The organism is Corynebacterium fournieri (assembly GCF_030408775.1).
Classification (GTDB): domain Bacteria; phylum Actinomycetota; class Actinomycetes; order Mycobacteriales; family Mycobacteriaceae; genus Corynebacterium; species Corynebacterium fournieri.
Genome location: NZ_CP047210.1, coordinates 1,478,694 through 1,490,366, shown reverse-complemented (window position 1 = coordinate 1,490,366; position 11,673 = coordinate 1,478,694). Strand labels below are relative to the sequence as shown.

Sequence of the window (11,673 nt, the reverse complement as noted above, 5' to 3'; positions counted from 1 at the left end):
TGGCACACTAGAGCGCATGGATCTCAACGCCTTAATCAACAGCACTGCGTTCTGGATTGTCCTCGCGGTCGTCGTCATCGCGCTGATTCTTATCGGCATCGTCTCTGCCGGGAAGAAGCGCAAGGAGTCGAAGACCGTTTCCTTTGACAAGGTCGAGGAGCCCAAGGAGCTCACCCAGCAGGAGAAGTCGGGCAACTACCAGGCGAAGGGCGGCTTCAACTTCGCCCAGGCGGACGCCCAGCCGAAGCAGCCGGAGCCGGTGCGCCGCGAGCAGCCCAAGACTGAGGCGAAGCCGCAGGCGGCAGCCGCTTTTGTCCCGCCGGAGCCGAAGGAGCCGGAGACCCCAGAGCCGAAGGACGAGGAAAGCGTCATCGAACGCGCCATCGCGCGTGACGACGAACCGCAGGTCCCCACCGAAACCGTCGAGCAGACTCCGGCGGAGCCGGTGGTAGAGGAGCCGGTGGTAGAGGAAGCGGAGCCCGTCGAGAAGCAGCCTGCAGCTGAGCCGCCGCGCGTCGATGAGGAGATGCGCGAGCAGGAAGAAGAACTGCCCGCCGCCGAAGAGGTCGTGCAGGAACCCGCCGCCCCAGCTGAGCCGGAACCCTCCGACTCGAAGGCGGAGGCCGAGGAAGCCGCCGCGGCAGCTGCTGCGGCGCAGGAAAGTGCGGACGAGGCGCGCCAGGACGGTGCCGAGGTCTCCGATGACGCCGTGGTAGTTGAGGCGCCGACCGAGGAGCCGCTGGACGACATCGCCCCGGCCGCAGGCCGCATGGGCAAGCTGCGCGGGCGCCTGTCGCGCTCCCAGAACGCGATCGGCCAGGGGCTGCTGGGCATCCTCACCGCGGGCGACCTGGACGAGGACGCCTGGGAGGAGATCGAAGACACGCTGATCATGGCGGACCTCGGCGCCGAGCTGACCATGAAGGTCACCGACTCGCTGCGCGAGAAGATCGCCGAGCGCGGCGTGGAGACCGAGGACCAGGCTCGCGCAATGCTGCGTGAGACGTTGATCGAGGCCGCCCGCCCGGAGCTGGACCGCTCCATCAAGGCCATGCCGAACGACGGCAAGCCTGCCGTGATCCTGGTCGTCGGCGTCAACGGCACCGGCAAGACCACCACCACCGGCAAGCTCGCACGCGTGCTGGTGTCTATGGGCCACTCCGTGGTCCTCGGCGCAGCCGATACCTTCCGCGCGGCGGCTGCGGACCAGCTGGAGACCTGGGGCAAGCGCGTCGGCGCGTCCACCGTGCGCGGCAAGGAGGGCGCAGATCCGGCGTCCGTCGCCTTCGACGCGGTGGCCACCGGTGTGGCTGAGGGCGCGGACGTGGTGCTCGTTGACACCGCGGGCCGCCTGCACACCTCCACCGGTCTGATGGATCAGCTGGGCAAAGTCAAGCGCGTGGTGGAGAAGAAGAGCCACGTCGACGAGGTCCTGCTGGTGCTCGACGCCACCGTCGGCCAGAACGGCATCATGCAGGCCCGCGTGTTCCGCGAGGTCGTGGACATCACCGGCGTGGTGCTGACCAAGCTGGACGGCACCGCCAAGGGCGGCATCGTCTTCCAGGTCCAAGAGGAGCTCGGCGTGCCCGTCAAGCTCGTCGGCCTGGGCGAGGGCGCGGACGACCTCGCCCCCTTCGAGGTGGAGAGCTTCGTCGACGCGTTGCTCGGCTAAGCAGAAGCTTTACGACGCCTTCGCGCCCCCGGTGATGTGCCCATCGCCTGGGGCGCGCGCTAGTCTTGTGGGGATTATTTTCCGCTAGCAGCACAAGGGAGCGTGCACACCGTGTTCGAGTCACTGTCCGACCGGCTTCAATCAGCCCTCGGCGGCCTGCGAGGCAAGGGCAAGCTCACCGAGGAAGACATCAACGCCACCGCGCGCGAGATCCGTCTCGCGCTGCTGGAGGCGGATGTCTCGCTGACGGTCGTACGCGCGTTTATCAAGCGCGTGAAGGAGCGCGCCCTCGGTGCAGACGTCTCCGCGGCGCTGAACCCTGCGCAGCAGGTGATCAAGATCGTCGACGAGGAGCTGACCAACATCCTCGGCGGCGAAACGCGCCGGCTGAACATGGCGAAAAACCCGCCGACCGTGATCATGCTGGCCGGTCTGCAGGGTGCCGGTAAGACCACCCTCGCCGGCAAGCTGGCCAAGCACTTGGCCAAGCAGGGGCACACGCCGATGCTGGTCGCCTGCGACCTCCAGCGCCCGGGCGCGGTGCAGCAGCTGCAGATCGTTGGCGAGCGCGCCGGCGTGCCCACCTTCGCACCGGATCCGGGTACCTCCCTGGACTCCTTCGAGCACGAGATGGGCACCTCCCACGGCGATCCGGTCGCAGTGGCGCAGCAGGGCATCGAGTACGCCAAGCAGCAGAAAAACGACGTGGTGATCATCGATACCGCGGGCCGGTTGGGCATCGACGAGACGCTGATGACCCAGGCGCGCAATATCCGCGACGCGGTGAACCCTGACGAAGTCCTCTTCGTCATCGACGCCATGATCGGCCAGGACGCCGTCAAGACCGCCGAGGCCTTCGCCGAGGGCGTGGACTTCACCGGCGTGGTGCTGACCAAGCTCGACGGCGACGCCCGCGGCGGCGCGGCGCTGTCCATCCGAGAGGTCACCGGCAAGCCGATCCTGTACGCCTCTACAGGCGAGAAGCTGGAGGACTTTGATGTCTTCCACCCGGAGCGCATGTCCAGCCGCATCCTCGGCATGGGCGACCTTCTCTCCCTGATCGAGCAGGCGGAGCAGACATACAACGACCAGGACGCAGAGGCGGCGGCGAACAAGCTCGCCTCCGGCGAGCTCACGCTCGAGGACTTCTTGGACCAGCTGCTGATGATTCGGCGCATGGGCCCCATCGGCAACCTGCTCAAGATGATGCCCGGCGGCAAGGCCATGAACGAGATGGCGGACATGGTCGACGAGAAGCAGCTCGACCGCATCCAGGCCATCATCCGCGGCATGACCCCGGAGGAACGCCAGAACCCGAAGATCCTCAACGCGTCGCGCCGCAAGCGCATCGCCAACGGCTCCGGTGTGAAGGTCTCGGACGTGAACCAGCTGGTGGACCGCTTCTTCGAGGCGAAGAAGATGATGGGACAGATGGCCAGCCAGTTCGGCCTGCCGGGCATGCCTGGCATGGGCGGGGGCCGCTCCGCCACGAAGAAGAAGCCGAAGGGCCGCAAGGGCAAGAACGGCAAGCGCAAGCCGCCGAAGCGCGGAGGCGGCATGCCCAAGATGCCGGGGATGCCGAAGATGCCGGGTATGCCTGGCGGCATGCCGGATCCGAAGGAGCTGGAGAAGCTCCAGGAACAGCTGCCGGCAGGCATGCAGGGCATGGATCTGAACAACCTGGACTTCAATGAGGCGATGAAGCGCATGCAGAAGGGCAAGTTCTTCTAGCTCGCCCACGCACCAGGAGTAGGAAACCCCGAGAAGGCGCGATTTCGGCGCAATCTCGGGGATTTTTGCGTGTGTGTGCAGGGCAAGGGATGCCGGTGAGAGCTACGGGGTGGCCGGAGGTGCGTCGAGAAGCGAAAGCCCGTCGAAGATGGGCAAGAGCTGCTCCCACAGCAACGGCGTCAGCGATTCCGCGTAGGCGTTGGAGATGTGGTTCTGGTCGCGGTAGATGTACACGTTGCCGATCTGCGGCGGGCAGACGCCGTCGACGCAGTACCAGCCGGCGGTGTCGATGGCCCACTGTGAGAAACCGCCGTCGACGAAGAAGGCGGCCGGATCCTCTGGCGCGTAGACCATGTCCGCGGCCATGGAGCACGCGTACTCCGGATACCCCTCGACCACGCACAGGTTCGGGTCCATCTGCTCGCCGGTGGGGGTGAACATCCACGGGTTGTCGCGCAGGCCCACAAACGGGATGCCCGATTCAGCGAGGCGCTGCCACAGGTTCGCGTAGGCGTCCGGCACGTAGTCCGCGGATACGAGGCCGCCGCCTGCGTGCCCCGCAGGGCGGGTGGACGTGGAGATAACCATGTCGGGCGAGAGGTTGATGATCTCCTGCAGCGCATTTTCGCCCCACTCGGCGCAGGCGGGCGAGACGATGTCGTTGGCCGGATCCTGCGGTCCGCCAACCACCAGCGGGCATTCCTGGCGCACGTATGCGGCGACCTTGAAGTGGTGCTCTTTGCCCAGCTTGTCCAGCGGGATGATGAACGGCTCGATGTGGGAGCCGCCGGCGAGCACGATGGTGGTCTCCGCATCCACGTCGCCGTAGACGCAGTCCGGGCCGGGCATGGAATCCGGCGCTTCGGGCAAAAAGATCATGCAGCCCTCCTCCCCGATAGGCGGGAAGACGCCGGCGATGAGGTTGGGGTTCGGTCGTGCCTCCACTTCCGGTACCTCAGCGCCGAGCAGTGCGCGGGCACCCGGGTAAACGGCAGGGTCCAGCGGCTTTTCCTCCCGGTCGACGCGGTGGTCCCAGTACGGCTGGACCGCAAGAGCCGCTGCAAAAAGTGCTGCCGCGAGCAGACCTCCCACCGCGCGGAACGCCCCGGACAGGGTACGCATGGACCCCATTGCGTCAGCCACCGGAGTGTCATCGCCGCGGGGGCGGGAACGGTGCTGGCGCAGCGGGTCTTCCACCAAAGTGTGGGTGACGTGGGCCAGGCACAGCGACACCAGGATCACCAGAGAGCCCAGCCACGCCGGCGGGGTGTCGTAGCCGCCGATGACTGTGACGATGATCAGCAGCGGCCAGTGCCACAGGTAGAGGGAGTACGCCACGCTGCCCAACCACGTCATGGGTGCGGACGCGAGCACACCGGAAACGGGGTTGGCGTTGCCGGAGAGAATCACTAGCGCCGCACCAACCAGCGGGATCAGCGCGACCGGGCCCGGAAAGGCCAGCGAGGTGGGCACGATCAGCCCGGTCACGGCGATGAGAACCACGCCCAAAAGCGCGGTCAGCCACGCAGTGGATTGGGGGAGGAACCGCTTTGCGGGCACGAATGCCAGCAGCGCGCCGAGGGAGAGCTCCCATGCGCGCGAGAAGGTGGAGTAGTAGTTCTCGCCCGTGCCTTCCAACCCGAAGCGTGACGCCCAGGCGAAGGACGCCACCGTAATGACAGCCAGAAGCACGATGGCACCCCGGCGGGCGTGCTCCGGCTTCGCCCGCAGCTTGGTCACCGCTACCGCGATGATCCAGCCGAGGAGAATGCCAAAGACGTAAAACTGTCCCTGCACGGACATGGACCACAGATGCTGCAGGGGAGAGGTTTCCTGGCTGGCGGCGGCGTAGTCCGCGTTTTGTGCCATCAGCTCCCAGTTTTGGAAGTAGAGCATGGACGCGGTGACCTGGCGGGCCAGCTCCGTGTTCATCAACTCAGGTGTCAGCGCCAGCACGATACCGATAACGGACATCACAACCAGCGCCAGCGCCGGCACCAGCCTGCGAATCGTGCGCCACAGCGGCCACCACGGGTTCAAGTTGGGGTTCGGACGCAACGCGTAGCGCAGCTGGCCGCCCAGGAAGAAGTAGCCGGACAGCAGGAGAAACACGTCCACGCCGCCGGAGACGCGGCCGACAAAGACGTGGAAGAGCACCACGAGCGCGATGGCGAAACCGCGCAGGCCGTCGAGGTCGACTCGGTAGGCGGAGGAGCCTTGCTTCGGCTGTGGAACTCGCCCTGCCTTCGTGGTCAACTCCGTCTCCAACCCGTCGCGCCGTATCTGTTGTTGTGGCTACTATCGTCACAAGCGGTTTAGCACCTTACCGTTCCTCAGACCCGGCACCGAACTGGATGCGAGGCGGTGGGGTTTTGTCTCTGTCGGGATTGCGCGTAGAGTGCAACGGGTTGTCTGGCGTATTTCGATATGCCGTGGCACCGCAAGTTCATAACTGCGTACGCGCCGGATCCGTCTTGCCCCTCGTCCCAAGCGAGGCAGGTCGCCCGGCCAGGCACGCGCAGGGTAAATAAGAAGGGTTGAACCGGCTCGTCGGCAAGCGGCGAGTGTCTGCACTGCCCAGTGACCTACAAGGAAGTACATCATGGCTGTAAAGATCAAGCTGCAGCGCGTTGGCAAGATCCGCAACGCGCAGTACCGTGTCGTCATCGCTGATGCCCGCACCCGCCGCGACGGTGCCGTCATCGAGAACATCGGCATCTACCACCCGAAGGAAGAGCCGTCGCTCATCCGCATCGATTCCGAGCGCGCACAGTACTGGCTGGGTGTCGGCGCACAGCCGACCGAGCCGGTGCTCGCACTGCTGAAGGTGACCGGCGACTGGCAGAAGCACAAGGGCCTCGACGGCGCTGAGGGCACCCTGAAGGTGGCCGAGGAGAAGCCGTCCAAGCTCGACCTGTTCAACCAGGCGCTCGAGGAGGCCAAGAACGGCCCGACCGCCGAGGCCATCACCGAGAAGCGCAAGAAGGCCAAGGAAGAGGCTGAGGCCAAGGAGGCCGCTGAGGCCGCCGCCGCTGCCGAGGCTGAGGTTGCCGAGGCTGAGGGCGAGTCCGAGGCTTCCGAGGACGCTGAGGCTGAGGAGAACTAAGCCTTTCTCACCTCACGCGAATAATGCCCAGCGGTTTCGCTGGGCATTATTGCTTTTCTACGCCTTTCCGCGCGCGGTTTCCCGAAACGCCTCTGCCGCCAGCACGTGCTTGCACGGACCCCGGGTATCCTTGTGTTTGGCAAACCAGAAACAGGTGCATGCGAACGCGTAAGTCTCGTGTTCGAGCCTCACCGTGTAATCGTTGGAGCCGGAGCGCACCGTGAACCCGTCGTCCCGACCGGCGAGCGGGGAGACAGCGTTGCGGGTCAAGAGCTCCTCGGCGTTAGCGAGGCGGGGGTTGAGTTTGCCCACCACATCGGGGTCGAGCGGCAGCGGGCGGTGGAAATATGCGCCCAGGGTGAGGTCGTAGCCAACCTGGCCCGTCGACGCGAGGACTTGGAGTGCGTCTTCAACACGGTCTGGAGTGAGTCCGGTCTCCGCCACGAGGTGGCGGACGTCAATGCGGGGATCGAACGCCAGAACTGCTGAGACTAGGTCAGCATCATCGGCTGCGTGCCGGCTGTTCAGTGACATCAACAATGCGCCTTCGCCGGAAAACCCGCGGGTTTTTGCCGGGCTGATCACCACTGTGAATCGCGCGCCAGGAAGCTCAAACACCCAAGCGGACGACTTTGGTTGGGAATACGTGTCGCTCTCGGTGCTGTAGACCGACAGTTTTGTCACGTACGGCAGGAGGGGGATGAGTGGTTTCAACCGCTCCGGCCCGGCTAAGCAGACCGCGCCTTGCGACGGCTTCGACGCCAGGCGCAGACTCCGCAATGCGGGCGTGGCCCACATCACGGATTTTGGTGAAGTTGTCCCGGGCAGCGACGTGATGAGCTTTGTCGTTTCCGGCCCCGTGAGTTCCAGCTGTTTCGTCATGGAGGCGCTAATTCGCTGCGACTCTGCAAGTCCTTTTACCCACCGCAGCGGCAGGTCGACCCTTTTCTCGTCCAGTGTGGTGTCCATCGTCGTGACGTGAAGTGCGTCGTCGGCAATGGTGAGGCGGAGTGGCGAGCCCGGTGTGATTGCCGTAAGAGCCTCACGCAGCGGGAGATTGATGTCCACGTTGGTGACGCCTGACTGTTGGGATTGCGCGTCAAGGTCGGTGACATCCAAGCGGGCGTAGGTGCTGCAGCAGCCTGAGAACGATTCGAACCGCAGACCTTCCGGAGTGGAGGTGACCACCGGGTCCAGCGCGGCGATAGCCGCGGTGTCCACCGGAGTGTAGAAACGTTTCGCGGCGTAGTCCGCGACGGTGAGCACCCCGCGCGCGACGATGTGGGGGTTTTCTACGAATCCGCTGAAAAAGTGCGGTTCGTCCACTCGGTAGAGCGTGCCACCACTGGTGGCCAACTGCAGGCCCTGGTCAGTCACGGCGGACGGGTGGGTGTAGGAGTAGTGCACCTATGCCTCCTTGAGCAACGCCGACGCTGCCAGCGCTGCCTTTGATTTCCCGTTGAAGTTTGCAAGCCACTCGCGCAGCCCTGCACCAAGCTCCGATTCTCCGGTTGCTAGTCGCACGTTTCGGTACAGCTCAATGAGTTTGCCGAGGTCGCGCGACTTGTGATCCAACTTGGGCAATAACTGCGCAAGGAGATCACAGACGTAGATTGGGTTAAGCGTTGCGGCGTCTTCAAGCGAGGCAGCCCATCGGCCAAGGATGACGTCTTCTAACTTGGACCATTCTTCCGCGGCGGTGTCCGCCCCGATGGCTCGTGGGAGTGCAGTCGCCACAAGCTCGGTGGCGATTGTGCGAATTTCAGTGTCTTTGTTTGCCATGGCTTTGCCCAAGAACCGGGCGGTGTGCGGCGACCATTCTCCTGGGTGCCAAGTGAGTACGTCGACAATGGCGGGATCCTGCTTTTCTGGGTAGTTCGACATCCCGTCGTCCAGGCCGCTCTCCATGTCGTGGGTGTAGGCATCCAAGCAGCTCGGGGCGACGATGGCGCGCCCGGCAGCGGAGTAGGTGACGCTGAACGGGGCGGAAGCCAGAAATGGCAGCTTCTCTTCGAGCTGTGTGCTTTGGTGTTTCCACCCTTGTGAGGTGCGGAGCCATACGCGGCTTTCACCGCATCCGGTGCATCGGTCTTCGGGCGGGGTCCACAGGACGCAGTCGCACCCAGCTCGCACTCCCTGTAGGGGCACACGTCCGGTGCTGTCTTCCTGAAAGTCCACTAATCGCAGGTGGGCGAGGAGGGCATCGTCGGGCCAGACGTCTTCGGGGTTTGAATATGTGGCGAGGCGGCGGGCGAATTCCTTGTTGTCCACGCGGCCGAAGGTGTCCGTTGGCGTTGAAAGTAGGGTGCGCGTGGGTTCGAGCCCATGCACGATGGCAACGACCCGCAGGAGCGATTTCCTCCTCATATCAACCGTCAGCCGATACGCGTTGGCTTCTTCTACCTCGGCAGGAGTGCTGCGGCATTGCACCAATAGCCACCGCACATCGGGGAGAGTAGACGACGGGCTGTCGTTCGGCAGCACCGGTTTGAGAATCTCCAGCGCGCGCGGCCCAGTTTCCGCCAGCCACGCAACGAGCAACGCAAAGCCCACCGCGTCTGGTGCGGCGAGCAACTCTCGGGTGCGAAACAAAGCATCCTCGTCCGTCCACGGGGCGACAGGTTGCGCTTCAGCGGGCTGCCCTAACGGTGCGGAAGTCTCTGTGGGGGCTTCCGGGCTGGTGTACCGGGGGCCCAGCAATTCGAGCGCCATGACAGGGGACAGGACGTCGCGGGCGGCGTCAACGAGCTCCTCTTTGCCCAACGTGCGTAGGAGCGCGGCACTGCGTCGTACGACGTCGTCATTTGCGTGGTATAGGCCGGTTTGCGCGGCATCAGCGATCCCCGCGGCCAGATCTTCGCGCTCGGTCGCGATCTTCTCCAACATTTTCAGCGCCGTGATTGCAGTCGTCTTCGACCCGCTCAGGGCGTGGGTGCCGGCGGCAACAAACCCGTCCGCATCCAGCTCCGACAGGCGAGAAAGTTGCTTGACTGCGAACGTGGTAGTAGAGCCGATCCCCGAGCCCATAGCGGCGATGAGCAGGTGCTGTCGCTTCGTGGTTTCTTCCTCGGTCGGCGCGAAATCCTCGTAATGCTGGGTAAACCAGCGAACGCGGTACGCGGGGAAACCCCGGTTCAGCGCCGTGAGCATTTCGTCGAGCAGGCGTTCGCGGTCCAGCAGACCTTCGTCCACCAGCGCAACAAGCGATTCTGCCCAGCCTGGCCAGTACGTCTTCTCCATGGTGGTGAAACTGACTTCTTGGGTGCCCGCGAGCGAGAAGAGCGGCCAAATCAGTTCTTCTCGGAGTTCGGTGTCGTGCCAGAGAAGAAAGTCGCGCTCAAATCCGGCCTGGCCCATCAACCCAATGAAATACGGATCGCCGTGCTCTATTGCGTATCCCTCGAACAGTTCGCGCAGACGAATCTGGATGAACGTGTCACCTCTGAATTGGTTCCACGCCCCCTGCTCGGGCTGGCTCGGGTTCTCGATCTCGTGTTTTTGATCAATTGGGAGGGCACGAATCGTCTCGTAGGCTTCTTCCAAGGTCATGCCGGGGCGCCACCATTTGACGGACATCAAATGGTCCTTTTCCGACATGTCTTTGGCAAGTTGCTCGAAGTAGGTCATGTTGCTTCCTTAGGAATCGACTGAAGCATTTGCTCGTCGACGGTTACGTGACCGGCATAGTGACACAGATTACGCTCTGGCTCAACAGTTGGGCTGCGTCGCAGCTTTCTGCTTAAGGGGGCGAAGTGGTCGCATTCACCGCTGATAGTCTTGGCACCCATGGAGCTGCAGATCGGCCGCGTGGTCAAGTCCCACGGCGTGAAAGGTGAAGTTGCCGTCGAGTTGTTGGCGGACGAGTCGGAAGAACGCATCGTCGTCGGCGCTGTGCTTGCCGGCCGCCAGGCGGGCAAAGAGCGGGAGCTGACCGTAAAGACGGTGCGCCCGCACCAGAAGCGCCTGCTGGTCAGCTTCGAAGAAGTTCCGGACCGCACCGCGGCAGACAGCCTGCGGGGCATGAAGTTCTTCGCCGAGCCGCTGGAGCGTGGCGAGGACTCTGACGAGTACTACAACCACGAGCTGATCGGGCTGAAGGTCCGCCACGGCGACGAAGAGGTCGGTGAGGTCACCGGCGTGATGGATGTGCCGAACCGGAAGATCTTGGAGATCGACTACAAGGGCAAGGACGTCATGGTCCCGTTCGTGATGGACTTCGTGCCGGAGCTCGACGCGGACGCGGGCTACCTGGTTATCACCCCGCCTGAGGGCCTGCTTGATGTCTAACCCGCAGCTGCGCTTAGACGTTGTCACCATCTTCCCCGAGTACCTCGACCCGCTGCGCCACGCGCTGCTGGGCAAGGCGATCGAACAGGGGATCCTCTCCGTGGGCGTGCACGACCTGCGTGATTGGGCGGAAGGCAACCACAAGTCCGTGGACGCACCGCCGCTGGGAGGGGGACCGGGCATGGTGATGAAGCCGGAGGTGTGGGGGCCCGCACTCGACGAGATCGCGAAAGGCCGCACCGGCACCGACCTCGATTCCGCTGTCGCTCACCGCAACGACAAGCTGCGCCACGACGACGTCCACGCGGTGGCTCCCCGTCCGTACGGCGAGGGAGAGGACTCGGACAAGCCCTTGCTGCTGGTACCCACCCCGGCCGGTAAGCCGTTTACGCAGAAGGATGCGCAGGCCTGGTCGCGCGAGCGCCATATCGTGTTCGCGTGCGGGCGCTACGAGGGCATCGACCAGCGCGTCTTCGAGGACGCCGCACATCGTTACCGGGTGCGCGAGGTCTCCATCGGTGACTATGTGCTCATCGGCGGCGAGGTCGCCGTTCTGGTCATCGCGGAGGCCGTGACGCGGCTGATCCCGGGCGTGCTCGGCAACACGGAAAGCCACGAGGAAGACAGCTTCTCCGACGGCTTGCTCGAAGGGCCCAGCTACACCAAACCGAGGGTGTGGCGCGGCATCGAGGCACCGGCGGTGCTCACGTCCGGCGACCACGCCAAGGTGGAAACCTGGCGCCGCGAGCAGTCGCTGAAGCGCACGCGTGCGGTCCGCCCGGAGCTGTTGGAGCAGGCAAATCTCAGCGACGACGACCGGTTCATGCTCGACGCCCGCGACGTGGTTACGACGTTGCAGGTGGGTGGGGCGAAGCGA

The 11,673-nt window shown here is 64.4% G+C and carries 7 protein-coding genes and 1 pseudogene; 5 read left to right on the top strand and 3 right to left on the bottom strand.

The features are described 5' to 3' along the window. The first annotated feature begins 16 nt into the window (after positions 1–16). Both ftsY and ffh read left to right on the top strand, forming a co-directional pair. Positions 17–1,672: a signal recognition particle-docking protein FtsY gene (gene ftsY, locus CFOUR_RS07215; protein WP_085958196.1), complete on the top strand. Its 1,656-nt coding sequence runs from the start codon at positions 17–19 to the stop codon at positions 1,670–1,672. Positions 1,673–1,783: 111 nt separating this feature from the next. Next, positions 1,784–3,403 carry a signal recognition particle protein gene (gene ffh, locus CFOUR_RS07210; RefSeq protein ID WP_085958515.1) on the top strand — a complete coding sequence of 540 codons (1,620 nt, stop codon included), beginning with the start codon at positions 1,784–1,786 and terminating at the stop codon, positions 3,401–3,403. Positions 3,404–3,505: 102 nt separating this feature from the next. Here the strand turns inward: ffh and CFOUR_RS07205 are convergent, their stop codons facing one another. Beyond that, positions 3,506–5,659, bottom strand: coding sequence for an acyltransferase family protein (locus tag CFOUR_RS07205; RefSeq protein WP_085958514.1), 2,154 nt, complete (start codon positions 5,657–5,659; stop codon positions 3,506–3,508). Between the two features lie 346 nt (positions 5,660–6,005). Between CFOUR_RS07205 and rpsP the strand changes: the two genes are divergently transcribed. Then, complete coding sequence (gene rpsP / locus CFOUR_RS07200) at positions 6,006–6,509, top strand: 30S ribosomal protein S16 (RefSeq protein WP_085958195.1); 504 nt, start codon at positions 6,006–6,008, stop codon at positions 6,507–6,509. Between the two features lie 57 nt (positions 6,510–6,566). On the opposite strand, the gene CFOUR_RS07195 is transcribed toward rpsP, so the two are convergent. Then, complete coding sequence (locus tag CFOUR_RS07195; RefSeq protein ID WP_085958194.1) at positions 6,567–7,916, bottom strand: SWIM zinc finger family protein; 1,350 nt, start codon at positions 7,914–7,916, stop codon at positions 6,567–6,569. After that, positions 7,917–10,136, bottom strand: coding sequence for a DUF6493 family protein (locus tag CFOUR_RS07190; RefSeq protein WP_085958193.1), 2,220 nt, complete (start codon positions 10,134–10,136; stop codon positions 7,917–7,919). Positions 10,137–10,295: 159 nt separating this feature from the next. Here CFOUR_RS07190 and rimM point away from each other — a divergent pair, with 159 nt between their 5' ends. Both rimM and trmD read left to right on the top strand, forming a co-directional pair. Beyond that, positions 10,296–10,796: a ribosome maturation factor RimM gene (gene rimM, locus CFOUR_RS07185; RefSeq protein WP_085958192.1), complete on the top strand. Its 501-nt coding sequence runs from the start codon at positions 10,296–10,298 to the stop codon at positions 10,794–10,796. 7 nt (positions 10,797–10,803) lie between these two features. Next, positions 10,804–11,625, top strand: a pseudogene (trmD, locus tag CFOUR_RS07180) (tRNA (guanosine(37)-N1)-methyltransferase TrmD); the annotation flags it as partial. Between the last annotated feature and the right edge of the window lie 48 nt (positions 11,626–11,673).